Origin of the sequence: Sphingomonas astaxanthinifaciens DSM 22298 (genome assembly GCF_000711715.1) — a bacterium.
In the GTDB taxonomy this organism is placed as follows: domain Bacteria; phylum Pseudomonadota; class Alphaproteobacteria; order Sphingomonadales; family Sphingomonadaceae; genus Sphingomicrobium; species Sphingomicrobium astaxanthinifaciens_A.
In genome coordinates, this window is record NZ_JONN01000001.1 from 607,785 (window position 1) to 633,814 (window position 26,030).

The following is a 26,030-nucleotide window of genomic DNA, read 5'->3' on the forward strand; positions in this document are numbered from 1 at the left end:
CCGCGAGAGTAACAGAAATCAGGAAAAAATCAGCTCCCTGCCATGGCTGATCGGTCGCGGTGCGCGCGAAGTCGGCGCTTCCTCGCGGCACCGTGCCGACGGGAACAGGGGAAGGGAACCCGGACATGATTCGATTTGCTCAGGTCGCGATCGTTCTTGGTGCCATGCTCGGTGCGGCGCCCGCACTGGCGACACCCGGCAGCGGCTTCGTGCCGTCGCCAATCGTCAACGGCCATTTCGGCCAAGTCGACCAGAAGGTCGACAAGGTCGGCTCGTGGGATCTCGTGCTGCGGACCAAGGACGATACCGACATCGGCGCCGACCGCCTGACCGTCCAGCCGCAGGGGTATAGCGGCTGGCACTCGCACCCGGCCCCGGTGATGGTGACGGTCACCCAGGGCACGGTGGAATGGTTCGATGCCGCCACTTGCTCGCCGCGCACCTATACGGTTGGCCAGTCCTACATCGAGCCTGCCGGGCGGGCCCACAACGTCCGCAATCCCGCCGCGGCCGGCGGACAGGTCGCCGATTTCATCGCGGTCGTGATCAAGCCGGCGGGCTTCGTCGGACCCGCGTTCCGGCTCGACCAGCCGGTCCCGGCAAGCTGCCAGTGACGGAGCGCTAAGCCCCGCTGCGTCCTGGCCTAGAACTCGTCCGCGATGCGGATGAGCTTCGTCAGGCGGGGCGGGGCGACGGCGGCCCAGCTCCGCTCCAGCCATGCTGACACCTGGCTCCAGTCGGTGTCGGGACGGTTGAGCCGGAGGCCCAGCCACCCGCTCGCGCCATAATATTTGGGCCAGTAATAAAGCTCGGGATCGGCCTCGATCAGCCCGTTCATCTCGTCCGCGCCGCTCGCCTTGACCAGCAGCCCGATCGCCTCCTCGCCATGATGGCGATCGGCGAGGATGGCGAAATGCCTGGCGTTCTTCTCCGAGCCCACCGCCCAGCCGGGCGCGCCGTGGTTGGTCTTGCGCAGGACTTCGGGCAGCGCGGCGGCGAGCGCGTCGACCTGCCCCTCGATCCAGCCCGCATCCTGGTGGCGCGACACATAAGCCGAGAGGGTGGCGGGATAGAGCTGGTGCTCGGCCAGTCGTACCCGCTGGGCAAGCATGTCCGCCGTGTCGCCCGGCTGGATCGCGACGGGAAGCTGGCCGAGGATTTCGCCCGAATCGACCTCTTCGGTGACGAGATGGACCGTGCAGCCGGCGTGGCGATCGCCGGCCTCCAGCGCTCGCGCGTGGGTGTCGAGCCCGGGATAAGCGGGCAGGAGCGAGGGGTGGATGTTGAGGAGGCGGCCCTCCCACGCGCGGACGAAGCCGGGGGTCAGCACCCGCATGTAGCCCGCCAGCGCGATCACATCGGGACGGGCGGCGGCCAGCGCCTCGTGAAGCGCATCGTCGAACGCTTCGCGCGCCAGCCCCTTGTGCGAGCGGGCCCAGGTCGCGACCCCTTCCGCCTCGGCCAGCGCAAGGCCGGGGGCGTCGGGATTGTTCGAGGCGACCAGCACCACCTCATAGGGGCTTGAAGGCAGGCGGCTGGCGTAGAGCAAAGCGCCCATGTTGCTGCCCTCGCCCGAAATGACGACGGCGACGCGCGCCTTGTCAGCCATGGTTGTGCGTGGCGCTCCACACCCCGCGCGCGCTCCACGTCTCGTCGGAGCCGCGCACGGTGCAGCCGCGCGGGCCGTCCTCGATCCGGCCGATGCGGTGGACCGTCTCGCCCGCCGCGGTGAGGTTGGCGGTCAGCTCGTCGACCGCCGCCTCGGCCGCCACCACGACCATGCCGATCCCGCAATTGAAGGTCCGCGCCAGTTCCTCGGGCTCGATCCCGCCGCCGGCCTGGAGCCAGGCGAAGAGGGGCGGGAGCGGCCAGCGATCGGCGTCGATCACCGCATGGGCCCCCTCGGGCAGCACCCGCGGGACATTCTCGAGGAGGCCGCCGCCGGTGATGTGCGCCAGCCCCGCGATCCGCCCCGCGCGGATTTCGGGCAGCAGGCTCTTCACGTAGATTCGCGTCGGCTCGAGCAACGTCTGCACGAGCAGCCGTTCGGGATCGAAGCGGGCGGGGCGGTCGATCGCCCAGTTGTTCACCTCGATCAGCTTTCGGACCAGGCTGAAGCCGTTCGAATGGACGCCCGAGCTCGCCAGCCCCAGCACCACGTCGTCGGGCCGGATCTTCTCGCCCGTCAGTTGCTGGCCGCGCTCGACCGCCCCGACGCAGAAGCCCGCGAGGTCATAGTCGCCCGGCGCATACATGCCCGGCATCTCGGCGGTCTCGCCCCCGATCAGTGCGCAGCCGGCCTGCCGACAGCCGTCGGCGATGGAGGCGACCACCGCTTCGGCGACCCCGTTGTCGAGCTTGCCGGTCGCGAAATAGTCGAGGAAGAACAGGGGCTCGGCGCCCTGGACGATGAGGTCGTTGGCGCACATGGCGACGAGGTCGATGCCGACGCCGTCGTGCCGCTTGCTGTCGATGGCGAGCTTCAGTTTGGTCCCGACCCCGTCATTGGCCGCGACCAGGATCGGGTCGCTAAAGCCCGCGGCCCTCAGGTCGAAGAAGCCGCCGAAGCCGCCCAGATCGGCGTCCGCGCCCGGCCGCCGGGTCGATTTGGCGAGTGGCGCAATCGCCTTCACCAGTGCATTGCCGGCGGCGATGTTCACGCCTGCCTGTTCGTAAGTCAGCCCCATGGCCACCGCCTAGCCCACAAGAGCCTTGGAAATCGAGCCCCAAGCTGCTTTGAGGAGCGCCATGTTGCGCCGCCGCTCCGGCTTTTTCCTGGCCCTTCTTCTCCTCCTCTCGCTCGGGGCCGGGGGCACCGTGCTCGCCCAGCTCGAAAGTGGCGATCGCGGGATTCCGCCGATCGACAGCGCAAGCACGCTCGAGGTGGGCGGGATCAAGGTCGACGTCGCCGCCAAGGACGCCGAATCCGCGCGGCTTGCGGGCTGGCGGCTCGCTCAGCGCCTCGGTTTCCGGAAATTATGGGCCCAGCTCCACAAGGCGCCCGAAAGCGCGGCGCCATCCATCCCGGATTCGACCCTCGACGACATCGTCAGCTCGATCGCGGTCGAGGACGAGAAGATCGCGCCGGGCCGCTATATCGCCTCCTTGAAGATCCTGTTCGACCGCAGCCGTGCGGCCGGCATGCTCGGCGCGGCCGGCCCGGTGCGCCGCTCGGCCCCGCTGCTGCTCATTCCGGTGATGGTCAGCGGGGGCACCGCCACCACGGTCGAGACCCGCAATCCCTGGCAGCGCGCCTGGGCCGAATATCGCACCAGCAACAGCGCGATCGACTATGTCCGAATCTCGGGACAGGGGATCGACCCCCTGCTGGTGACCGCCGCCCAGACCCGCCGGCCGGGCCGCGCGATGTGGCGCAACCTCGTCGATTTCTATGGCGCCGCCGACGTGCTGGTCGCCTCCGCGCAGGTCCGCCGCCTCTATCCCGGCGGTCCCGCGGTCGCGACCTTCACCGGTTTCTTCGGCGCCGACCGCAAGCCGCTCGGCTCCTTCACTTTGCGCGCCAAGGACAGCGCCGAGCTTCCGAAGATGATGGCCGAGGGCGTGGCCCGGATGGACGCGCTCTACACCCAGTGGCTCGCCGCCGGAGGTCTTCGTCCCGATCCCAGCCTGCTGCCGCCGCCGCCGCCGCCGGTCGAGGAAGAGGAAGTGGTCGAGGAAGCGCCGACCGAGAGCACGATCCAGATCGCCGTGACCTCGCCTTATTCGCCGGTCGGCTGGCTGCGCTCGATCCCCGGAGTCTCCTCGGTCCAGGAGATAGGCAGCCAGGTCCTCGTCGTCCGCTTCAAGGGCTCGGCCGGACAGCTCGCCGGAGCGCTCAATGCGCGCGGCTGGCAGACCAGCAACGCCAATGGCGTCTTCACCATCACCGGCTACGCCCCGCCGGCCGCGCCCAAGCCGCAAGCCGCGACCCCGCCGCCCGCTACCCCCGCGCCGGAGCCGCTGACCCCGGTCGCCACCAACACGCAGGGACGGTGATGCGGACACCCGACCAGATCGCGCTTCCGCTCGACTGGCCGCAGGGAAGCGACGAGAGCCGGTTCATCGTCAGCACCGCGAACGAGGCCGCCTTCGAGCATTTCCGCCGCTGGTCGAGCTGGCCGGTCAAGGCGACCGTGCTGATCGGGCCGCGCCGCTCGGGCCGCTCGCTGCTTGCCCGCAACTTCGTCGCCCGGGTCAACGGCCGCCTGTTCGACAGCGCCGAGACCCATGACGAGGAAGCGCTGTTCCACGCCTGGAACCAGGCGCAGGAGACCGGGCGGCCGATGGTGATGGTCGCCGACAGCCCGCCGACCAAATGGCGCACCGCGCTTCCCGACCTTCGCACCCGCCTCGCGGTCACGCCCGTGATCCGGATCGAGCAGCCCGACGACGCCTTGTTCGCCTCGCTCATCCGCCGCCTGTTCGCCGATCGCGGGCTGCATCTTCCCGACGAGGCGCTGCGCTATGTGGTCAGCCGGGTCACGCGGGATTATTGGACGGCCGAGCGGGTGGTCGACGCGATCGACCGCTTCGCCATCGCCAGCCAGGCCCGGCTGACGCTGCCGACGGTGCGGCGCGCGCTGATTGCCGGCGGGCTGATCGACGGAGGGAGCGAAGAATGAATGCCCCGGCCGAGATCAGGGCCGTCAAGGCCGAGGAAGGCGAGAGTCGCTACTTCAACCGCGAACTCTCGTGGCTGGCCTTCAATCGCCGCGTGCTCGAGGAAGCGGGCAATGTCGCCCATCCGTTGCTCGAGCGGCTGCGCTTCCTCTCGATCAGCGGCTCCAACCTCGACGAATTCTTCTCGGTCCGCGTCGCCGGCCTCAAGGAGCAGCAGCTCGAGGGGGTCGAGCAGCACAGCTACGACGGTCAGACCCCCGCCCAGCAGCTCGACCTCATCAGTGCCGAAGCCGATGCGCTGATCGCCGACCAGCAGGCGAGCTGGGTCGAGCTGTCCGGACTGCTCGCCGAGGCGGGCGTGGCCGTGGTGACGGCGAACGCGCTGAGCGGAGCGGACCGCGAATGGCTCGCCACCTATCTTGCCGAGCAGATCCTGCCCGTCCTCACCCCGCAGGCGATCGATCCCTCGCACCCGTTCCCGTTCGTGCCGCACCTTGGCTATGCCCTGGTCTTCGCGATGGTCGATCCCGCCGACGGCGAAGAAGTCAGCGAGGTGCTGATGATCCCGGCCTCGGTGCCGCGTTTCATCCGCCTGCCGGGCAAGGCCAGCCGCTACCTCGCGATCGACGAGGCGCTCGGCGCGCATCTCGACCTGCTCTTCCCCGGCTTCGACCTGATCGGGGCAGGGGCCTTCCGGGTGCTGCGCGACACCGACCTCGAAATCGAGGACGATGCCGAGGACCTCGTCCGTCACTTCCGCTCGGCGATCAAGCAGCGCCGCCGCGGCCGGGTCATCCGCCTCGAATTCGCCAGCGGCACCCCGCAGAGCCTCGAGGCCCTGTGCCGCGAGGGCCTCGATGCCGAGCATGCGCTGATCGCCGAATATTCGGGCTTCATCGGCATTTCCGACCTAGGCCAGCTGGTCGACCGCGAGGACCGGCCCGCGCTCAAGTTCGCGCCCTACACCCCGCGCTTCCCCGAGCGGATCAAGGAGCATGGCGGGGACTGTTTCGCCGCGATCCGCGCCAAGGACATCGTCATCCACCACCCCTATGAGAGTTTCGACGTGGTGGTCGCCTTCCTCCGCCAGGCCGCGAGCGATCCCGACGTGGTGGCGATCAAGCAGACGCTCTATCGCGCGGGCAAGCAGTCGGCGATCGTCGATGCGCTGGTCGCGGCGGCCGAGAACGGCAAGTCGGTGACCGCGGTGGTCGAGCTCAAGGCCCGCTTCGACGAGGAGCAGAACATTCTCTGGGCCTCGCGGCTCGAGCGGGCGGGGGTGCAGGTCGTCTACGGCTTCACCCAGTGGAAGACCCACGCCAAGGTCTCGATGGTGGTCCGGCGGGAAGGCGGCGCGTTCCGCACCTACTGCCATTTCGGCACCGGCAACTACCATCCGACCACCGCGCGCATCTACACCGACCTCTCCTTCTTCACCGCCTCCAAGCGCGCCGCGCGCGACGCCGCCAAACTGTTCAACTTCATCTCGGGCTATGTGCCCCCCAAGGGGCTCGAGCTGCTGGCGATGAGCCCGGTCAACCTGCGCGAGAAGCTGTCGGGCTGGATCGATTCCGAAATCGCCAACGCCAAGGCCGGCAAGCCCGCCGCCATCTGGGCCAAGATGAACAGCCTGGTCGATCCCGGCATCATCGAGAAGCTTTACGAGGCTAGCGAGGCGGGGGTGAAGATCGAGCTCATCATCCGCGGCATCTGCTGCCTGAAGCCCGGCATCCCGGGCATGAGCACGAACATTCGCGTCAAGTCGATCGTCGGCCGCTTCCTCGAGCACAGCCGCGTCTGGTGCTTCGCCAACGGCGCCCGGCTGCCGCACCGCAAGGCCCGGCTGTTCATTTCCTCGGCCGACTGGATGCCGCGCAATCTCGATCGGCGCGTTGAGATCGCCGTGCCGCTCGAAAACCCCACCGTCCACGCCCAGGTGCTCGACCAGGTGATGGTCGCCAACCTCATCGACAACGAGCAGAGCTGGAGCCTCGACCGGACCGGCGCCTACACCCGCGTCTTGCCCGGCAAGAAGCCGTTCAACCTCCACACCTATTTCATGACCAATCCCTCGCTGTCGGGCCGCGGCCAGGCGCTGGAGGGCAAGAAGGTGCCCAAGCTGAGACTGGAGCAGGGCGGATGAGCCGCAATTTCGGCCCCGTGGGGATCATCGACATCGGCTCCAACTCGATCCGTTTCGTCGCCTATGCCGGCTCCGAGCGCGTGCCCTCGACCCTGTTCAACGAGAAGGTCTCGGCCGGCCTCGGGCGCGAGCTCGCGACCAGTGGGCGCATTCCCGACAAGGCGATGGACCAGGCGATCGCGGCGCTCGCCCGGTTCCGGCTGCTGGCCAAGGAAATGAAGCTCAAGCGCCTCGACGTGGTCGCGACCGCCGCCGTCCGCGACGCCGAGAATGGCGAGGATTTCCTCGCCCGCGCCCGCAAGGTCGGGATCGAACCGACCCTCATCACCGGCGAGGAAGAAGCCCGGCTCGCCGCGCTCGGGGTCATTTCGGCCATTCCGACCGCCCGCGGGGTCGTCGCCGACCTTGGCGGCGGTAGCCTCGAACTGACCCCGGTCAACGGCGGGCAGCCCGAGCCCGGCATCTCGCTCCCGCTCGGCGTGCTCCGGGTCGGCCCCGACGCCAGCGCCAAGCAGATCGCCGCCATGCTCAAGAAGCAGGTGCCGCCCTCGATCCTCGCCGCCGCGGCCGAACGCACCCTCTATCTCGTCGGCGGCTCGTTCCGCGCCTATGTGCAGCTCGACCAGCACAGCGCCGGCTATCCGCTCCACATCGTCCATGGCCACGCCCTCGACCAGGTCCGCGCCCGCGAACTTCGCCAACTGATCCGCTCGATGACGCCCGAACAGCTCAAGAGCCGCTATGGCCTGTCCTCGACCCGCGCCCAGACGCTCCACGCCGCCGCCGCGGTGCTCGAGGCCCTGTTCCGCGTGCTCGAGCCCGCGCGCGCGGTGGCATCGGCCTACGGGCTTCGCGAGGGGCTGCTGTTCGACCATCTGACCATCGATCGCCAGCACCAGGATCCCTTGCTGGTGGCCGCGCTGGAGGCTGGGGAGAAGCTCGGCCGCTTCGGCGACCATGGCGCCGAACTCGACAGCTGGATCGCCCCGCTCTTTCCTGACGACGACGCGGCCGCCCGCCGCCTCCGGCTTGCCGCCTGCCTGCTCGCCGACGTCGCCTGGGAAGCGCATCCCGACTTTCGCGCCCTGTGGGCGGTCGACATGGGTGTGCACGGCAACTGGGTCGGGATCGACGCCGAGGGCCGGACCATCATCGGCCGGGCCCTGTGGGCGGCATTCGGCGGGGAGGGGCCCTTCGCGCCCGGCCTCGCCAACCTTGTCGAGGAACGCGTGCTCGAGCATGCCGGCCAGTGGGGCGCCGCCATCCGCCTCGCCCAGCGGCTCTCCGGCGGCACCGAGAAGATCCTTTCGCGCTGCTCGATCGCGCTCGACGAGGGTGACGTGGTCCTCCGCCTTAAGTCCAAGGACCGCGCGCTCTACAGCGACGCCGTCGCCCGCCGCCACCGGCAGCTGGCGTCACTCATGGGCTGCGGCGCGCGGGTCGAGGTCTAGGCTTGAATCGCCGTCCCCGCGAAAGCGGGGACCTCAGGCAGTATTTCTCTCATGGTGGAGGTCCCCGCCTGCGCGGGGACGACGCGCCTTGGCGGGCTCAGCCGCAGGCGACGCGCTGCACCTTGTTCTGCTCGTCGAGATAGATCCGCACCCGGTTCTCGCGGAAATCCATCGTCACCATCGTGCCGGCCGCGACCCACTGCAGGGTCTTGGAGCCCGAGGCGCGGATGATCTCGTTGCCGAGCTCGGCGCTCGCCGGGCGGCCGACGAACTGCTCGAGCATCGTGTTGCGGCAGACATAGCGGTCGGCGCTGTTGCCGCCGGGATAGGGCGAGCCCGGCTGGGCGGTCGCGCAGGCGGCGAGCGACAGGGGCAAGGCGGCGAGGGCGAGGCGGGTCATTCGGCATCCTCCAGGCTGCGGGTCATCTTGAGCTTGCCGTTGCGGGTGGCAAAGGCAAGCCGCCCTTCGACGAGGTCGAGCGCGTCGCGGCCGAATTCCTCGAAGCGCCAGCCCGACAGGATGGCGAGGTCCTTGCGGACCCCCGCGGCGAGCGCTTCCAGTTCGTCGGTCCGGGCGATCAGCCGGGCGGCGACCCCGGTCTCCTTGGCCTTGATCTTGAGGAGCAGCTTGAGGAGGTCCGCGACCAGCGCACCGTCCTTGGTCAGGCCCGGCCGGCTCGGTCCGCGCTCGGGCATTTCCTCGGGCGACAGCGGCTCGACGTCGGCCAGCGCCGCCATCAGCCGCGCGCCGATGTCGTTGTTCCTCCAGCCCGCCGACAGCCCGCGCACCTTGGCGAGATCGTCCTGCGTCTTGGGCGGGTGGCCGGCGATGTCGGCGAGCGTGTCGTCCTTGACGATCCGGCCGCGGGGCAGGTTCTTGCCGCGCGCTTCCTTTTCGCGCCACGCCGCCAGGGCCTTCAGCCGGCCGAGCACCAGCGGGTTGCGGCTCGGCAGCTTCAGCCGCTTCCAAGCGTCCTGCGGATCGAAGGCGAAGCTCGACGGATCGGCCAGCCGCTCCATCTCCTCGTCGAGCCAAATCCCGCGCCCGGTCTTCTTCAGTTTCTGGACCATCCGCGGGAAGATGGTGGCAAGGTGGGTGACGTCGCCGATCGCATAGTCGATCTGGCGCTTGTCGAGCGGCCGCCGGCTCCAGTCGGTGAAGCGCGCGCCCTTGTCGAGGGCATGGCCGAGCATCGATTCGATGAGGTTCGAGTAACCGACCTGCTCGCCATAGCCCAAAGCCATGGCCGCGATCTGGGTGTCGAACAGGGGATGCGGCACCTTGCCGGTCATGTTGTGGACGATCTCGAGGTCCTGCCCGCCGGCGTGGAAGACCTTGAGCACGTCCTCGTTGTTGACCAGCAGGTCCCACAGCGGTCCAAGGTCGAGTCCCTCGGCCTTGGGGTCGATCGCCGCCGCCTCGTCGGGGCTCGCAATCTGCAGCAGGCACAGCTCCGGCCAATAGGTGCTCTCGCGCATGAACTCGGTGTCGACCGCGACGAAGTCGTGGGTCGCGAGCCGCTCGACCAGCGCGGCGAGGGTGGCGCTGTCGGTAATCAGGGGATGAATCTTCATGTCGGCGGCGCTGTAGCGAGGTGGCGGCGGGTTGACAAAAGGGAAGGGGATGGGGAAGCGCGCGCCATCCTTTTATCGTCACCCCGGACTTGATCCGGGGTCTGCCTGCCTTCCTGCCACACCTGGCCAACGAAGGAAGGCGGATCCCGGATCAAGTCCGGGATGACGTTCATTCGCGAATGAGAACCAGCATGCACGCCTATCGCACCCATCATTGCGGCCAGCTTCGCGGGACCGACGTCGGCAGCGACGTCCGCATCTCGGGCTGGATCCATCGCAAGCGCGATCATGGCGGCGTCCTGTTCGTCGACCTGCGCGACCATTATGGGCTGACGCAGGTGGTGGTCGACGTCGACAGCCCCGCGCTCCCCATCCTTGAGAAACTGCGCGCCGAGAGCGTCGTCACCATCGACGGCACGGTCAAGGCGCGCGCCGCGGGCACCACCAACGCGAACCTCCCCACCGGCGAGATCGAGGTCTACGCGCGCAGCGTCACCGTCCAGTCGAGCGCGGCCGAGCTGCCGATGCCCGTCGCGGGCGAGCAGGAATACCCTGAGGAAATCCGCCTCAAGTACCGCTACCTCGACCTGCGCCGCGAGCGCCTGCACGCCAACATCATGCTGCGCTCGAACGTCATCGCCTCGATCCGCCGCCGGATGGTCGAGCAGGGCTTCACCGAGTTCCAGACTCCGATCCTGACCGCCTCGAGCCCCGAGGGCGCGCGCGACTATCTGGTCCCGAGCCGCGTTCACCCGGGCAAGTTCTACGCGCTCCCGCAGGCGCCGCAGATGTTCAAGCAGCTGCTGATGGTCGCCGGCTTCGACCGCTATTTCCAGATCGCGCCCTGTTTCCGCGACGAGGACGCCCGCGCCGACCGCAGCCCCGGCGAATTCTACCAGCTCGACTTCGAGATGAGCTTCGTCACGCAGGACGACGTGTTCAACGCGATCGAGCCCGTCCTCGCCGGTGTGTTCCGCGAATTCGCCAACGGCCGCCAGGTCACCGAGGGCGCCTTCCCGCGCATCCCCTACAAGGAAGCGCTGCTGAAATATGGCTCGGACAAGCCCGACCTGCGCAACCCGATTCTCATTTCCGACGTCGGCCACCACTTCACCGGCTCGGGCTTCGGCCTCTTCGCCTCCATCGTCGAGAAGGGCGGTTTCGTCCGCGCGATCCCGGCGCCCAACACCGCCGACAAGAGCCGCAAGTTCTTCGACGAGATGAACGACTGGGCCCGCGGCGAGGGCTTCGCCGGCCTCGGCTACGCCACCCGCAAGGGCGGCGAGTGGGGCGGCCCCATCGCCAAGAACCATGGGCTTGAGGGCATGGACAAGCTCGCTGCCGAACTGGGTCTCGGGCCGGACGACGGCATCTTCTTCGCCGCCAGCGCCAAGGAAGCCGAAGCCGCCAAGCTCGCCGGCGCCGCCCGCACCCGCGTCGGCACCATCCTTGGCCTCATTGACGAGAACCGCTTCGACTTCTGCTGGATCGTCGACTTCCCGATGTTCGAATATGACGAGGAAGCGAAGAAGATCGACTTCAGCCACAATCCCTTCTCGATGCCGCAGGGCGAACTGGAAGCGCTCGAGACCAAGGACCCGCTGGACATCCTCGCCTGGCAGTATGACATCGTCTGCAACGGCGTGGAGCTGAGCTCGGGCGCGATCCGCAACCACCGCCCGGACATCATGTACAAGGCCTTCGAAATCGCCGGCTACAGCCGCGAGGAAGTCGACACCAACTTCCCCGGCATGATCGGCGCCTTTAAATATGGCGCGCCCCCGCACGGCGGCTCGGCGCCCGGCATCGACCGGATCGTCATGCTGCTCGCCGGCGAGCCCAACATCCGTGAGGTGGTGGTCTTCCCGATGAACCAGAAGGCCGAGGACCTGATGATGAACGCGCCCGCCTTCGTCACCGCCAAGCAGCTCAAGGAACTGAGCATCAAGGTCGTCGGGGAAGCCACACCCAAGCCCGCAAATTAACTCCATTCCGGAACTACTTGCTAAATTTTGCTTTACCCGACAGAAGCCCGGAGCGCCCGCGTTTGCGCATTCAGTGAGGAAGTGATTCATGGCTCGGAACAAGGTAAAGCTGGCGTGGCGCAAGCCCGTCCTCACCTCGATGGTCGCGGGCCGCGCCGAGGGTCCGCAGCGCGCTGGACCGCAAGCGACCGGCGTCAAGAGCTGATCGTCGAGGGTCGGTTCGCCGGCCCTCGCTTCCTGAGGTGCGCGGCTCGCATCGGCGGGAGCCTTAGTTCATGTTTGCCCTGAACTGGGACTGGGAGAGGCCGGAAGCGGCTTCGAATATGTCCCAGCGCCTTGGCAATTCGCTCTGTTCCGGGATCGGCGGCACGGCAGCGGCCGGCGAAAGCCTCGGCATCAGCTGGGCGCATCGCCCGCCCGGTCGTCCGACCCGCGCCCGCTCGAGCTGGCGGCCGGCGCTCCTGCCCGGCGATCGCCTTTGCATCTTCAACGGCTTCCTCGACAATGCCGAGGAACTGAACCGGACCCTCGGCGTCGCGTCCACCGATCCGGCGCTTCTCTATGCCGCCGCGGTCGAGCGCTGGGGCGACGAGGCCGATCTCCACCTCGTTGGCGACTATTGCGCCGCGCTCGCCGACGTCGCGAATCGCACGCTTCGCCTCGCTCGAAGCCCGATCGTGTCGCAGCCGCTGACCTATGCCGTGCACGATACGGGGGTCGCGGTGGCCTCGGTCCCGCGCGCGATCTTCGCCGCCGGTGTCCCGCGCACGCTCAACGAGGCGCGCGTGGTCGACGCCGCCATGGTCAATTACTCGGACCATGAAGCGAGCTGGTTCGAGGGGCTCCGGCGCGTGCCTATGGGAAGCCTGGTCGAGCTTGCCCCGGGCCGGCCCCGCCGCCTCGTCCGTTATTATGATCCCGACGCCATCCGCACCATCGCCATCTCCGACGCGGAGGCGATCGAGCGGACGCAAGGATTGATGGCCGAAGGCGTGCGCGCGTGCCTCCGGGGATTCTCCTCGCCCGGCGCAAACCTCTCGGCCGGGCTCGATTCCTCGCAGGTCGCGGTCCATGCCCTGAATGCGCTTCCGCCCGGGCAGGATCTGCCGACCTTCACCTTCACGCCCGAGGCTGGCTGGGACGGCCGGACCGAGCCCGCCAAGCTCGGCAACGAACGGCCGATGGTCGAGGCCTTCGCAGCGCTCCATCCGCGAATCCGACCGCACTTCACGACCAACGAGGGCATCGACCACGATCATCGCTGGTCCGATTTCTTCCACGTCATGAGCGGCGCGCCCTGCGGCCTGCGCAACATGTATGTGTTTCACGGCATCTTCGCCGATGCCGCGGCGGCGGGCTGCGACGTCGTGCTGGCGGCCGAGTGGGGCAACAACGCCTTCAGCGACAAGGGTCAGTGGGCCTATCCCGAATATCTCCGCACCGGACGCTGGGGCCAGCTGCTGCGGGCGCTGCGCGAGATCCCCGGCGAGCCGCGCCCGCTCGCCTGGCGGTTCATCGCCCAGGCGGTCATGCCCTATTTCTCCGATCGTCTCGCCGATCGCATCCGCCGGATGGTGATCGGCAGCGAGCATGACACCTTCGCCCAGTGGCAACCCTTCACCGCCGATTTCCGCCAGCGCTCTGGCGCCGACGCCCGGCTGGAGGCCGCGGGCTTCCGGATCGGTCGCTATCAGCCGCGCAGCGCCGCCCACGCCCGACGCCTGCTCCTGCGCAATGACGACGGGGAAGGGGCCGAGGTCCGCCAGGCCTTCGAGCAGCTCTATGGCGTGCGCGAGCGCGATCCGCTCGCCTATCGCCCGTTGGTCGAGTTCTGCTGGAGCCTGCCGACCCGGATGTTCGTCCGCGACGGACAGACCCGCTGGCTCGCCAAGCAGACCGCCAAGGGCATCATGCCCGAGGAGCAGCGCGCCAACCGCCTCAACGGCCGCTGGGACTCGGACTGGCACTTGCGCGTCGGCCGCCGGCGGACCGAGTGGCTCGCAGAACTGAAGCGTCTCGACGCCCATCCGCGCTTCAAGGGCATGTTCGACGTTCCCCGCCTCACCGCCGCACTCGAAAATTACCCCGAGCAGACCGAGACCGACTTCTACAAGCTGAGCGTCCTCGAGTTCACCATCCCCCACGCCCTGCTGGCGGCCCGCTTCATCAATTACGTCGAGGGCCGCAACGAGGTTTGAGCGGGGACGCAGGTTACCAACTGCTTGGACGGCGTCGGGTCATGTGCGGGTAGCGTCTTTGATGCAGAATGCGGCCAGCCGGGCCGACACCAGCGCAATGGCGATCCCGCCGACAACATCGATGAGATAGTGGCCGCCAGCCGGAATAGTCGAGGCGGCCATGAGAAGGTTTAGGATAAGGCCGGGCCAGCGGAGCCACCGGACCTGCCACGCAGCCCAAGCAAACAGGCAGGCCGCCGCAGCGTGGTAGCTAGGGAAGGTCACATAGCCGACCAACATGTCACGCGAGATGAGGCGTTCACCGGCGCGTATCGACTCGATTGCGGGCGCATAGGCGATCGCCGATGCTCCCCCGAAATCTTGATCCGGAATCATGCCGAAGTGCGCGTAAGCCGCCACGGCGGGCACAAAGGGATAGATCGCCAGTGTCATCATGAGAGCGATGATCAGGCCACACAGGAGGCGCCAGCCGGCCAGTGTCAGGCCTGACAGGAAGAGAACCGTAAGAAGAATCCACGGCTGGACCGTGAAACTGGCATAAGCCCAGGCGAGGGGAAGCTTTAGAACATTGGGAACGACCGGAACGACCGTGTCAAAATGAAAACCCATTCTGCCGTCGACGCCCGCAAGGGTGGCATCCATAAGAGGGTTGGGGGTCGCGGTCAGCGCGATCGCTAGGGCAATCCCGCTCATGCCGATGAGAGCCCAAAGGCCGAAACCCTCGAGAACATTCGCCAGCCGCTCCTTGCAGATTCGGCGCGCGGCCCATCCACCGACGATCAGAATGGCGGGAACCGAGGGCCCCCATCGGAACTCGGAATGAAAGCGGAAACCGAGCAAGCGAAAAAGGAGCAGCCCGAGTGCGAACTGGACGAAAACAAGCAAGTAGATTGGAAGCGTTTCACGACAGAGTGGCGAACGTCGCTGCTCGTTCGCCATCTGGCCGCGCAGACGTTCGATGAACAACGCCACCATGACCCGAGCCTATCATTCGCTCGTTCGGTGTCCAGCGCTCGACGAGGATCGCCCTCTTAGGGGGCAGTCGCGCCATATCCGGCCGTGCCGCCACCTCTGGACTCTCCGCCATGCAAGGCGCACTCTTCCGCGATCCGCGGCGAGGGAGGTCGACATGCCCCAGTTCGTGATCGAGCGTGAGATGCCCGGCGTGGGCCAGCTTGGTGCCGCCGACCTCAAGGGCGCCTCCCAGACCTCCTGTTCGGTGCTCCGCGATCTCGGGCCCGAGATCCAGTGGGTCCACAGCTACGTCACCGACGACAAGATCTACTGCATCTACCGCGCTCCCAGCGAAGCGTTGATCCGCGAGCATGCCGAGCGCGGCGGCTTCCCGGCCAACAGTATCTCGCAGGTCCGCTCGATGATCGACCCGACGACGGCCGAGGCCTAGGGTTTCTTCGCGGTCGGATGTTCCTTTTCGCCATCACCGCCGCCGGGCTGGCGCCGACGGGCGCGGCGATCCGGGACTCCCGAGACCTCGAAGTCGTAGGACGGCTGGTGGAGAATGTCGGTTACCGGTCGCTCGACATTCCCGACGATGTTCTTGGCCACGGCTGGATCACGGCGAAATTCCGCATCACGCGGGTTCTGCACGGGAGGGCGCCGTCGCGGCTTGTGACCATTCGCTATTTCGCCCACGCCGCGCTGGTGAAGAATGTTCGGATGAAGGTCAGGCTGCGGCCGGCTGACGATGGCTCCTATACGCTCTGCGCGCCGCCCGGTGAGAATGGGCCGCGATGCGCCGACCAAGGACGGATCGGCCCGACCTTCATACGTCTGAACCCCTCACCGGATAGGTAATCGCCACCACCTCCCAGCTCTTCTCACCGGCGGGCAGGCGGACCGTCCGCTCGTCGCCGATCCGCGCCCCGACCAGCGCGCGGGCCATCGGGCTGCCCCAGGCGATCCGGCCCGCGCTCGCCTCGGCCTCGTCGTCGCCGACGATGGTGAAGGTCCGCCGCTGGTCGTCCTCGTCGGCAAGCTCGACCGTCGCGCCGAACCGGATGACGTCGCGATCGGGCTGGCTCGCGGGATCGACCACCTTGGCGTTCTTCATCACCTTGGAAAGATAGCCCAGCCGCCGGTCGATCTCGCGCAGCCGCTTGCGCCCATAGATATAGTCGCCGTTCTCCGAGCGATCGCCATTGCCCGCCGCCCAGCTGATCGTCTCGACCAGCTTGGGCCGTTCGGTCCCGAACAATTGCTCATATTCCGCGCGGATCCGGGCGAAGCCTTCGGCGGTGATGAAGCGGGGACGCTGTTCCATGCCCCGGCCTTAGCCGAGGCGCGACTTGCCGAGGAAGTGGCTGAGCTGGCGCGGCGGGGTCGCGGTCGGGTTCATCCGATCGTAGACCACGGTGTTCTCGAGGACGCGCTGGACGTAGCCGCGGGTCTCGGCGAACGGGATGTCCTCGATCCAGGCGACGACGTCGGTGCCGCTGTTCCTTGGATCGCCGTTGCGGGCGACCCACTTGCGGACATTGCCCGCGCCCGCATTGTAGCTCGCGATCGCCAGCACGTAGCTGCCGTTCCACTGGTCGAGCAGGCGACGGAAATAGGACGAGCCGAGCATCACATTATAGGCCGGATCGCTGGTCAGCCGGCCAAAATCGTAGCCGACGCCCATCTTGCCCGATTGCTCCTGCGCGGTGGCGGGCATCAGCTGCATCATCCCGCGCGCGCCGGCGCCGCTCACCGCCTGGCGGTCGAAGCTGCTTTCCTGCCGGGTGATGCCATGGGCGACGGCCCACAGGTGGTCGCGGTTGAGCGTCGCGCCGCCAACCAGCGGGAAGGCCGCGCGATAGTAAAAGGGGTCGCCGCTGTTGCGGCTGCTGCGCGCGGTCCACACCGCCAGATCCTGCCGCGCGATCTGCGGGGCGAGCTCGGTGGCGAGGATGCGGTCGGAATCGTTGGTCAGGCTTTCCGACAGGGCGCGGACGAACAGCGCCTGCTCGTCGGGCCGGCCCTGCTGGCCGAGCAGGCGCACCGCGCGGACCAGCGGGCGGGTTGCGAAAGCGCTGCGCTGGGCGGGGGTGACCAGCATCTGCGGGGCGCCCAAAGGTGCCGGGACCGTCCGCCCGAGGCGCTCATGCGCGAGCTGGCCGTAGAAGAGGTCGGGATAGGCCGCGGCGCGGGCGAAATGCGCGGTCGCATTCTGGAGCTGTCCGGCCTGGGCGGCGGCGCGACCGGCCCAGTAGGCGCCCTTGGTCAGCACTTGGAGCGAGCGGCCGCCGGTCGAATATTTGTCGAACAAAGTGACCGCGTCGGCGGGGCGATTGAGCGCTCTCAGCGCCATCGTGCCCGCCAGCCACGTGAGGTTGGTATATTCGTCGCGCACCGTCAGCGACTGGCTGGCGATGGTCTGCGAGGAGGGGATGGCATCGTCGACCTGCCTGGCGATGTCATAGGCCAGTTGGAACTGGCGGTCGGCGGCGGCTTCCTGCGCGACGATCCGCTTCAGTTCGAGCCACTTGCCGGGATCGACCGGGAGATAGGTGAAATTGTGCGGCCGGGCGAGGAGCTGGCGGGCGGGGACCTGCCAGTTGGCCTCGCGGAGGTAGCGGGCGCGGTCCTGCATCAGCCCGGCGTCGGTGGTCACCTGCGCCAGCACCGCATTGTAGAGCGCCTCGGTATTGGGATCGCGCTTCTGCATCGCGATCCGGGCCGCAAAGGCGGCGCGCCGGGCGGCGCTGGTCGAGGGCAGCATCCGCGCCGCATCGTCGGGATCGCGGTCGATCAGCAGCCGGTCGACGCGATTGTCATGGTCGGCGCTGGTGAACTGGCTTCCGAAGCGCTGGTAGAGCGCGATCTCGTCCATCGCGCTGAGCCCCGACGCGCTCCACGCCTTGCGCGCGGCGGCCAACGCTTCCGCCGCTCGGCCCTGCGCGGCATGCGATTCCGCCAGCCGGGCAAAGCCGTTGGCGGTGGTCGGCGGCTCCTTGCGGAAGAAGGCGGCGACGGTAGCGGGATTTTCGCCAGGCTGCATTGCCTTCTCGGCGGCGCGGCGCATCGCGGTCTCGCCCGGCCAGCCGGGGTAGGCGGTCAGGAACCGGGCATAGTCGGCGAACGCCCATCCGCTCGACTGGCGAAGGCGGCGCCAGTCGTTCAGCGCATAGCCGACGTCGTTGACGGGCGCGAGCTGCGGGACGGTGTTGACGGGCACCAGCTGCGCCGAGCTGGCGGCCTGAAGCCCGAGGAAGAGAACCGGAAATAGGGCTACCCGTCTCATGCTGGACATCATCCCCCCAAAGTCCTTATCACCACCTGAACGAACGGCCCGACAGTCTAGCCGCATCGAAACTTCAAAATAGAGGAAGCACCCATGTTCTCCGGGTCGATCCCCGCACTCGTGACACCGTTCACCGCAGGCGAGGTCGATCTCGCGGCGCTGCGCGACTTCGTCGACTGGCAGATCGCGGAAGGCTCGAACGCGCTGGTGCCGTGCGGGACCACCGGCGAGGTGCCGACTTTGAGTGCCGACGAACATGCCGCGGTGGTCCGGACCGTGGTCGAAGGGGCGAAGGGGCGGGTCCCGGTGATCGCCGGCTGCGGCAGCTATTCCACCGCCGCCAGCCTGCGGATGATGAAGACCGCGAAAGAGCTCGGCGCCGACGCTGCGCTGGTGGTCGTTCCTTATTACAACAAGCCGAGCCAGGCCGGGATCCTCGCGCATTACCGCGCGCTCGCCGAGGGCTGCGACCTGCCGATCGTGGTCTACAACGTCCCCGGCCGGACCGTCGCCGACATTTCGGTCGCGACGCTGGCCGAGGTCGCCAAGCTGCCGGGCGTGGTCGGGATCAAGGATGCGACGGGCAATCTCGCGCGGGTGACCGCGCAGCGCCTCGCCTGCGGCGAGGACTTCTGCCAGCTCTCGGGCAATGACGACATGGCCCTGGGCTTCAATGCGATGGGCGGGGTCGGCTGCATCTCGGTCACCGCCAACGTCGCGCCGCGGCTGTGCGCCGACTTCCAGGCGGCGACGCTCGAGGGCCGCTGGGACGAGGCCAAGGCGCTCGCCGACCGGCTCTATCTGCTCAGCGACGCAATGTTCGCCGACAGCTCGCCCGGACCGGCCAAATATGCGCTTTCCAAGGTCCGTCCCGGCTTCCCGCAGGAGCTACGCCTGCCGCTCATTCCCGCCAGCGAGGCCGCGCGCCAGGCGGTCGACGCGGGGTTGAAGGCGGCGGGTTTGATCTAACGTCGTCCCCGCGAAGGCGGGGACCTCAGGCCGTTCCTGCATCCGTCGCCAAGGTCCCCGCCTTCGCGGGACGACGGTGTCAGGCGAGTTCGCCGAGGCCGCAAGCCTCGAGCAAGGCCGCCCGCGCCGCTTCGATGTCACGGATGAGGCTTGCGCTGCCGAGATCCTCGACCGCGATTTCCTCTGGCCAGGTCCGGGCGATCACCTCGCCGAGGCGATCGAGCTTGGCCTCGTCGACGAGGAAGCGGGGGTCGACCGTGGCAGGATCGCACACGACGCGCAGCCGCAGGCACGCCGGGCCGCCGCCATTGGCCATCGACTGGCGGACGTCGACCACGCGCACGTCGCGGATCGCGCCATTGCCGGCGAGGTGGCGCTGGAGCCAGTCCCACACCGCCGGCGTCTCGCGCGCTTCCTCGGGGACGACCAATGTCGTCCGGCCGTCGGGCGGGGTCACCAGCTGGGCGTTGAACAGGTAGGAGCGGATCGCGTCCTCGAGGCTGACCTCGGCCGCGGAAACCTCGACATAGTCGAGCTCGGGGAAGCGGGTCTCGAGGCTCGCGAGAAAGGCCTCCTTGTCGGCGAAGGCGAGTTCGTGGGCGAACAGCACCCGCTCGTTCGCCACCGCCACCACGTCATTGTGGAAGGCGCCCGCGGCAATCGCTTCCTCCGACTGCTGGACGAACAAAGTTCGCTCGGGATCGAGGCCGTGAAGGCGGGCGATGGCGCGGCCGGCCTCGACATGCTGGCGGGCGGGGAAGGGGCCGCCGGCGATGCCGAAGACGAACACCTCCACGCCCGGCTCGCCGTGGCGGGCGCAGAGCCGCATGTGATTGGCCGCGCCCTCGTCGCCGAAGGTCGGCGGGACGGGGCCGTGCACGCGATAGGCGTCGGCCGCGAAGGCGACGCGCAGCTGGGCGAGGGTCGCATGCCACTCGTGGCTGCGGTGGACCATGGTCCGCAGATTGGCGACGGTGAGATGCGTGCGGCCGTCGGCGGTGTCGGGCGCGGGGCTGACCGTCGCGGCATTGGCGGCCCACATCGCGCTCGCGCTCATGGCATTGGCGAGGAGGGCGGGCGATGCTTCTTCGGGCGTGGTGCCGAGCTCGGCGAGCCAGGCCCGGGCCGGGCGCGGCTGGGGCATGAAGATGCCCTGGGGGAGGCCGAGGCGCAGGTTCGAGCGCATCTTCTCCAGCCCCTGCAGCGCGGCGGCGCGGGGCTTGCTGACCGCGCCGAAATTGCGCGCCGAGGCGAGGTTGCCGAGGCTGAGCCCGCCATAATTGTGGCTCGGTCCGACGATCCCGTCGAAGTTGATCTCGACGAGGCTCATCGCGCCACCGCCAGCACTTCGGCGCCCTCGTCGATCTCGAGCAGCTCGGCGGTCTCGCGGCTGATCGCCAGCCCCTTGCGGCCGACCTTGCGCACCTCGGCGAGGACGCAGCGGAAATCGCGCAGGCGGCCCGCGGCGAGCAGCATCTTCACCTTGCCGCCCTCGCCGACCTCGACGATCGTTTCCGCGACGCTCTCGCGGATGGTGCGGACATTGTCGGTCGGGGCGGTGACCGTGGGGCCGCCGTCGAAGATATCGATGTAGCGGTCGAACACGAGGCCCTCTTCCTGCAGCATGCGCAGCGCCGCGCGGCCGGTCGGATGCGGCTGGCCCATCACCGCGCGTGCCGGCTCGGGCAGGAGGGACACGTAGATCGGCGTCTTGGGCATGAGGTCGGCGATGAACTGGGTGCCGTTCACCGCATTGAAGCTGTCGGCCTCGGGGAAGCTCATGTCGAAGAAGCGCCCGGCGAGCGCGTCCCAGAAGGGCGAGTTGCCGGCCTCGTCCATCACCCCGCGAAGCTCGGCCAGCAGCCGGTCGCCGAAGCGCTGGCGGTGCGCTTTGATGAACAGGTAGCGGCTGCGCGCGAGCAGCATGCCGAGCCCGCCGGCCCGCATCTGCGGGTGGAGGAACAGTCCGCCGACCTCGCTCGACCCTTCAAGGTCGGTGGTCAGCGTCAGCATCTGGTTGCGGAAGGTCTTGCCGAGCTCGGGGCTCCACTGGGTGAGCGTCGAGAGATGGTAGGAGTAGAAGGCCTGGGTCACGCCGACCTGGCCGAACACCTGGCAGGTGCCGCGGATGAGCTTCGCCTTGGGATCCTCGAGGACGAAGATGAAGCAGTCGTTGCCCTGCGTCTCCTCGGTCTTGTCGAAGGCCGCCTCCGACCTGGCGAGCTTGCCGACGAGCGTGGCCTTGTCGGCGGGGAGGTTGGTGAAGCCGCCGCCGGTCAGCTTGGCCATCTCGTAGATGGCCTCGAAGTCGTCCGGCGTGGCGGGGCGGATGCGGAAGCTCATGCCCGCGCCTCGGCCAGGCGGGCGAGCACCAGCGCCGACAAGGCGGCGCGCTCGCCAAGGGATTCGGGGATCAGATATTCCTCCTCGCTGTGGATGGCGCCGCCGCGCACGCCCATGGTGTCGACCACGGGCACGCCGCAGGCGGCGATGTTGTTGCCGTCGCAGACGCCGCCGGAATCCTTGCGGCCGATGACCTGGCCAAGGTCGCGGCCGCAGGCTTCGACCAGCCCGAACAGGCGCTCGGCCTCGGGGGTGATCGGCTTGGGCGGACGGCCGAAGCCGCCATGGGCATGGATCGCGACCTCGCGCGCGGCGGCGACCTCGGCCACCAGGCGGTCGATCGCGACCGCTGCCTCGGCCTGGAGCTCCGGGGTGCGGGGGCGGCAATTGACCCGCAGGATGGCAAGGTCGGGGACGACATTGTTGGGCGAGCCACCCTCGATCCGGGCGACGTTCACGCTGAGCCCGGGCCGGCGGAGCGCCTCGAGGGCCAGCGCCAGCTCGGCCGCGGCGGTAATGGCGTTGCGTCCGTCCTCCGGATTGCGCCCGGCATGGGCGGCGCGGCCGGTGATGCGGAAGGAGAAATTGCCCGAACCCGGCCGCGCGCCCGCCAGCGTCCCGTCCGGCAGCGCCGAGGGTTCGTAGGTGAGCGCGGCGATCTTGCCGCGGGCGGCGCGGGCGAGGAGCGGGGCGGAGGAAGCCGAGCCGACCTCCTCGTCGCTGTTGATCACCACCTCATAACCCGTGCCGGCGGCGGCGGGATGCTGCTCGAAGGCGCGAAGTGCCGCGATCATCACCGCGATCCCGCCCTTCATGTCGGCGACCCCGGGCCCGTTGACCCGCCCGTCGGGGAGGTCGCGGACCGACTGGAACGGATGATCGGCGGCATAGACCGTGTCCATGTGCCCGGTGAGGAGGAGCTGGCGCGGCGCGTCGGGGCGGACGACGAGGTGGAGGTGGCGGCCGTGGGCCACGGCGAGTTCGCGGCCGGCCTTATCCATTGCGGTGACGGGCCCGGGTTCGACCAGCGCGAGGCGGCCGGGGAGCTCGGCCAGCGCGGCGGCGAGCACCTCGGCCATAGCGGCGAGCCCGGCGAGATTGGTCGAGCCGCTGTTGATCGCGGCCCAGGCGCGGACGTCCTCGAGGCGGCAGTATTCCGCCGCTCGCTCGATGAGGCTGCGCTCGACGCTCGACAATTCCCCCATGACCTGGGGCCTTAGCCAAGCCGCCGGCGGAAGGCGAGGGGCCAGACAAACGAAAAGCCCCGGCGGTGAGGCCGGGGCTCGTCTGGTTCGAAGCGGGCGGGGATCAGGCCGGGCTGATCGGACGCGCGGTGATCGAATCGTTGCCGTTCTTGCCGAGCAGCAGCGCGACCGCACCCGCGAGCACCGCGAGGCCGGCGATCAGCGGAATGACGCCGAGGCCGGTCGAGGTGCCGGTCTCCGCGACGGGGACCGCGGCATCGGCCGGGGCGACCGGGGCCGGAGCGTCGGTGGCGGGAAGCACGCAGCCCGGGGTGCCGCTCTGCGTCGCGGTGGCGGCAGTGCTGGCAGCCGCGCCGCACAGCGCCTGGCTCGAGGCGGGGGCGGCAAGGGCCGAAAGCGCAGCCCACGGGCTGTAGCTGGTCGACTGCTGGGCCTGGACGGCGGCGGCGGCGGGCGCGCTCGCCACGAAGGTGACGGCACCGGCGATGGCGACCAGGCGGGTTCCGAGGCTCTTCATGAAAACGCTTACTCCAAATTTCATGGCCGCCATGGCGAAGTCCCCGGCATTTGCCAAGGCTTAAATGGCTCAGACCGCGGCGCGTTCCACATACCAGGGCTTGAGCATGGTCACCGAATTGCGCTTGTCCTGGCGGGGCGCGAGCCGGCCGAGATCGAACTGCTCGTCGAAGCGGACGCCGAAATGGTTGCGCGAGGACCAGCGGACGGTCCCGCTGACCGGCCCCACCCCGACGATGTCGATGGTCAGCGAGCGTCCCGGCGCGACCGGGCTGGAGCATTCGACCAGCGCGCCCATCGCCGAAATGTTGCGCAGCCGGACCTCGGTGACCTGGCCCTCGAGCGCGACCAGGGCGCGCCGCATCAGCCGCTGGCGGGGCTCGCGGACGAACTGGTGGCCGTCGGCCTCGACGCTCTTGCTCTCCGCGAGCGTGGTGGCTTCCTCGACCCCGTAAGGCCGGCCGAAGATATAGCCCTGGATCTGGCTGACCCCGAGATCGCGCATCAGCTGGAGGTCGTCGTGGGTCTCGACCCCTTCGGCGACCGTGTCCATGTCGAGGCTCTCGGCGAGGGTGACGATCGCGCGGATGATGGCGGCGTTGCGGCTCGAGCGCGAGGCCGCACCGCGCACGAAGCTCTGGTCGATCTTGATCTTGTCGAACGGCGCCTTCTTCAGATAGCCGAGCGAGGAATAGCCGGTCCCGAAATCGTCGAGCGCGAGCCGGACGCCCAGTTCCTTCAGCCGGGCGAAGGTGCCGTCGGTGACGTCGCTGTCGGCGAGGAACACGCCCTCGGTGATCTCGAGTTCGAGCCGCGAGGGCTTCACCCCGCTGACCTTGAGCGCCGCGTCGACGATCTCGACGATCTTCGGGTCGTTGAACTGGATCGGCGAGAGGTTGACCGCGACCCGGACGTTCTCGGGCCAGCCGCGGGCGGCGGCGAGGGCCTGGTTGAGCACCCATTCACCGATCCGCCCGATCATCCCGCATTCCTCGGCGAGCGGGATGAACTTGGCGGGCGAGATCGCCCCGCGCTTGGGATGCTGCCAGCGGACCAGCGCCTCGAACCCGGCCATCTCCTCGCTCGCGGCGCGGACGATGGTCTGGAACACGACCGACAATTCGTTGCGGTCGATCGCGCCGCGCAAGTCGTTCTCGAGCAGCTGGCGATCGCTCGCTTCCGAATGCATCGAGGCTTCGTAGAAGCAATGCTTGCCGCGCCCGGCGGCCTTGGCGGCGTAGAGGGCGAGGTCGGCGTTGCGGATCATCGAATCCGCGCAGGAGCGTCCGGGGTCGCCGATGGCGATCCCGACCGAGGCGCCGATGGTCACCCGGTGGCCGTCGAGCATGTAGGGCCGCGAGACCTGCTCGATCAGCGTCTTGGCGAGGCTTTCGAGGAGGCCGATGTCGACCTGGCCGGGAAGCACCGCCTTGAATTCGTCGCCGCCGAGCCGGCCGACCTGGCCATGATCGCCCATCACGCTGGTCAGGCGCTGGCCGACCTGCTTGAGGAGCGCGTCGCCGGCCGGGTGGCCGAGCGTGTCGTTGACGTTCTTGAACCGGTCGAGGTCGATCAGGAACAGCGAGCAGCCCTTCTGGCGGTGCTTGGCGTTGCGCAGCCCCTCGTCCAGCGTCTGGCGCATCATCGCCCGGTTGGGCAGGCCGGTCAGCGAATCGAAGCGGGCAAGGCGGCTGATCTCGCGCTCGGTGCGGCGCTGCTCGGTGAGGTCGGTGCCGATTCCGCGGAAGCCGAGGAAGCGGCCATTGTCGTCGAAGATCGGATTGCCCGACAGCGACCAGTGGACGTCCTCGTCGCTCGCCGGGCGGACCACCACGTCGGAGAAAGGGAAGCGCGCCGAGAGGTGGAAGCCCAGCGTCCGTTCCTCGCGCAGCGCGTCGCTGCCGCCGTTCTCGACCGACAGGAGGTCGGTGAACTGCCGGCCGAGCAGGGCCTCGGGCGTGGTCTTGAAATCGTCGGCGAGCTGCTGGCTGACGTAGGAGAGCGTGCCCGCGGCATTGGTTTCCCAGAACCAGCCGCGCCCGCTGTTCTCGAACTCCTCGACGAAGTTGAGCGCCTTCTTCGCCTGCCAGTCGAGCGCCAGGCGGCGGCGCGAGCTCGCCAGCATCATCCGGGTGATGCCGATCGAATAAGCGACCGTAGCCATGCCGAGCAGCGGAATCGCCGCCTTGAGCAGCGGATCGTCGGAGAAGATGTTGACGCCCACCGTCGCCAGCAGCGCGTTGACGATGGCGGCGGGCGGGGAGCCGATGCTGAGCATCGCCTTGACCGCGAGACCGGCGCCGAGGGCGAGGGGCAGGAAGCTGTGGTCGGTCATCCCGCCATAGGTGGCGCCGCCGAACAGCATCCAGAGCATCCCGCTCGCCGCGAACCACAGCATCACCAGCCGCGCGGTCAGCACCGGCGAGAGGTTGAGCCGCTTGCGCAGCCACAGCATCGCCCCCGCACAGCCATCGAGCGCCATCGCCGCGAGGAGCGGGGTGAGCGCGAGCATCATCGCGCCATAGTCGAGCTGGTGGGCACCGCGAACGAGCAGGATCATCCCGACGATGGCATGGGTCACCGCGAGCAGCCACGGGGCATAGGCCCACATGGCGACCCGCTTCGACTGGAGCGTGAAATCGTCGTCGGTGTCGGGCGGCAGGACGTCGAAGGTCATGGCTTCGCGCACGGACACGCGCCCGCTCCGTCGCTGCCCGACGCCCCTGATGTCCACCCTTGTCCGACGCATGACTGGTCCTTGCCCGATCCCCCCGAGCGAGGA

22 protein-coding genes are annotated in these 26,030 nt (G+C 68.6%); 10 read left to right on the top strand and 12 right to left on the bottom strand.

What is annotated here, in order from left to right:
* Positions 1-125 precede the first annotated feature (125 nt).
* Complete coding sequence (locus BS69_RS13500; protein WP_084184237.1) at positions 126-614, top strand: cupin domain-containing protein; 489 nt, start codon at positions 126-128, stop codon at positions 612-614.
* A 29-nt stretch (positions 615-643) separates the two neighbouring features.
* Here the strand turns inward: BS69_RS13500 and purN are convergent, their stop codons facing one another.
* Both purN and purM read right to left on the bottom strand, forming a co-directional pair.
* Positions 644-1,609, bottom strand: a complete 966-nt coding sequence (gene purN / locus BS69_RS0103045) for a phosphoribosylglycinamide formyltransferase (protein ID WP_029940512.1) — start codon at positions 1,607-1,609, stop codon at positions 644-646.
* Positions 1,602-2,687, bottom strand: a complete 1,086-nt coding sequence (gene purM, locus BS69_RS0103050; RefSeq protein WP_029940513.1) for a phosphoribosylformylglycinamidine cyclo-ligase — start codon at positions 2,685-2,687, stop codon at positions 1,602-1,604. The genes purN and purM overlap by 8 nt, the downstream gene beginning before the upstream one ends.
* A 64-nt stretch (positions 2,688-2,751) precedes the next feature.
* Between purM and BS69_RS14385 the strand changes: the two genes are divergently transcribed.
* From BS69_RS14385 to BS69_RS0103070, 4 genes are read left to right on the top strand one after another with little or no spacing between them, the layout of a single operon-like run.
* Complete coding sequence (locus tag BS69_RS14385) at positions 2,752-3,996, top strand: heavy-metal-associated domain-containing protein (RefSeq protein ID WP_169738048.1); 1,245 nt, start codon at positions 2,752-2,754, stop codon at positions 3,994-3,996.
* The gene (locus BS69_RS14390) at positions 3,996-4,622 is read left to right on the top strand and encodes an HdaA/DnaA family protein (RefSeq protein WP_029940515.1); all 627 of its coding nucleotides are present in this window, start codon (positions 3,996-3,998) and stop codon (positions 4,620-4,622) included. Before BS69_RS14385 ends, BS69_RS14390 begins: the two co-directional genes overlap by 1 nt.
* Positions 4,619-6,763: an RNA degradosome polyphosphate kinase gene (locus tag BS69_RS0103065; protein WP_051676490.1), complete on the top strand. Its 2,145-nt coding sequence runs from the start codon at positions 4,619-4,621 to the stop codon at positions 6,761-6,763. Before BS69_RS14390 ends, BS69_RS0103065 begins: the two co-directional genes overlap by 4 nt.
* Positions 6,760-8,214: a Ppx/GppA family phosphatase gene (locus tag BS69_RS0103070; RefSeq protein WP_037504349.1), complete on the top strand. Its 1,455-nt coding sequence runs from the start codon at positions 6,760-6,762 to the stop codon at positions 8,212-8,214. Before BS69_RS0103065 ends, BS69_RS0103070 begins: the two co-directional genes overlap by 4 nt.
* Positions 8,215-8,311: 97 nt before the next feature.
* Here the strand turns inward: BS69_RS0103070 and BS69_RS13060 are convergent, their stop codons facing one another.
* Positions 8,312-8,614, bottom strand: coding sequence for an I78 family peptidase inhibitor (locus BS69_RS13060; RefSeq protein ID WP_037504350.1), 303 nt, complete (start codon positions 8,612-8,614; stop codon positions 8,312-8,314).
* Positions 8,611-9,789, bottom strand: a complete 1,179-nt coding sequence (gene rnd / locus BS69_RS0103080) for a ribonuclease D (protein WP_029940519.1) — start codon at positions 9,787-9,789, stop codon at positions 8,611-8,613. The genes BS69_RS13060 and rnd overlap by 4 nt, the downstream gene beginning before the upstream one ends.
* A gap of 191 nt (positions 9,790-9,980) precedes the next feature.
* Here rnd and aspS point away from each other — a divergent pair, with 191 nt between their 5' ends.
* Positions 9,981-11,774: an aspartate--tRNA ligase gene (gene aspS / locus BS69_RS0103085; protein ID WP_029940520.1), complete on the top strand. Its 1,794-nt coding sequence runs from the start codon at positions 9,981-9,983 to the stop codon at positions 11,772-11,774.
* Positions 11,775-12,097: 323 nt separating this feature from the next.
* Entirely contained in the window at positions 12,098-13,972 is a 1,875-nt protein-coding gene (locus tag BS69_RS0103095) for an asparagine synthase-related protein (RefSeq protein ID WP_029940521.1), read from the top strand.
* 39 nt (positions 13,973-14,011) lie between these two features.
* Here the strand turns inward: BS69_RS0103095 and BS69_RS13505 are convergent, their stop codons facing one another.
* Complete coding sequence (locus BS69_RS13505) at positions 14,012-14,947, bottom strand: phosphatase PAP2 family protein (protein ID WP_029940522.1); 936 nt, start codon at positions 14,945-14,947, stop codon at positions 14,012-14,014.
* Between the two features lie 154 nt (positions 14,948-15,101).
* On the opposite strand from BS69_RS13505, the gene BS69_RS0103105 reads away from it, so the two are divergent.
* Both BS69_RS0103105 and BS69_RS0103110 read left to right on the top strand, forming a co-directional pair.
* Positions 15,102-15,377, top strand: coding sequence for a DUF4242 domain-containing protein (locus tag BS69_RS0103105; RefSeq protein WP_029940523.1), 276 nt, complete (start codon positions 15,102-15,104; stop codon positions 15,375-15,377).
* A 17-nt stretch (positions 15,378-15,394) separates the two neighbouring features.
* On the top strand, positions 15,395-15,787 hold the full coding sequence (locus BS69_RS0103110; RefSeq protein WP_029940524.1) for a hypothetical protein: 393 nt from the start codon (positions 15,395-15,397) through the stop codon (positions 15,785-15,787).
* Here BS69_RS0103110 and greB read toward each other — a convergent pair.
* Entirely contained in the window at positions 15,756-16,253 is a 498-nt protein-coding gene (gene greB, locus BS69_RS0103115; protein WP_029940525.1) for a transcription elongation factor GreB, read from the bottom strand. The two genes, BS69_RS0103110 and greB, sit on opposite strands and share 32 nt — an antisense overlap.
* A 9-nt stretch (positions 16,254-16,262) precedes the next feature.
* On the bottom strand, positions 16,263-18,215 hold the full coding sequence (locus BS69_RS0103120) for a lytic transglycosylase domain-containing protein (protein ID WP_156956852.1): 1,953 nt from the start codon (positions 18,213-18,215) through the stop codon (positions 16,263-16,265).
* Positions 18,216-18,308: 93 nt separating this feature from the next.
* Between BS69_RS0103120 and dapA the strand changes: the two genes are divergently transcribed.
* Positions 18,309-19,184 carry a 4-hydroxy-tetrahydrodipicolinate synthase gene (dapA, locus tag BS69_RS0103125; protein WP_029940527.1) on the top strand — a complete coding sequence of 292 codons (876 nt, stop codon included), beginning with the start codon at positions 18,309-18,311 and terminating at the stop codon, positions 19,182-19,184.
* Between the two features lie 79 nt (positions 19,185-19,263).
* Here the strand turns inward: dapA and BS69_RS0103130 are convergent, their stop codons facing one another.
* The 5 genes from BS69_RS0103130 to BS69_RS13070 form a co-directional block, all read right to left on the bottom strand.
* Positions 19,264-20,514 carry an N-succinylarginine dihydrolase gene (locus tag BS69_RS0103130; RefSeq protein ID WP_029940528.1) on the bottom strand — a complete coding sequence of 417 codons (1,251 nt, stop codon included), beginning with the start codon at positions 20,512-20,514 and terminating at the stop codon, positions 19,264-19,266.
* Positions 20,511-21,527, bottom strand: a complete 1,017-nt coding sequence (locus BS69_RS0103135; protein ID WP_029940529.1) for an arginine N-succinyltransferase — start codon at positions 21,525-21,527, stop codon at positions 20,511-20,513. Before BS69_RS0103135 ends, BS69_RS0103130 begins: the two co-directional genes overlap by 4 nt.
* Positions 21,524-22,732: a hydrolase gene (locus BS69_RS0103140; protein ID WP_029940530.1), complete on the bottom strand. Its 1,209-nt coding sequence runs from the start codon at positions 22,730-22,732 to the stop codon at positions 21,524-21,526. Before BS69_RS0103140 ends, BS69_RS0103135 begins: the two co-directional genes overlap by 4 nt.
* A gap of 103 nt (positions 22,733-22,835) precedes the next feature.
* Entirely contained in the window at positions 22,836-23,249 is a 414-nt protein-coding gene (locus tag BS69_RS0103145; protein WP_029940531.1) for a hypothetical protein, read from the bottom strand.
* Between the two features lie 69 nt (positions 23,250-23,318).
* Positions 23,319-25,943 carry an EAL domain-containing protein gene (locus BS69_RS13070; RefSeq protein WP_169738049.1) on the bottom strand — a complete coding sequence of 875 codons (2,625 nt, stop codon included), beginning with the start codon at positions 25,941-25,943 and terminating at the stop codon, positions 23,319-23,321.
* Positions 25,944-26,030: the final 87 nt, after the last annotated feature.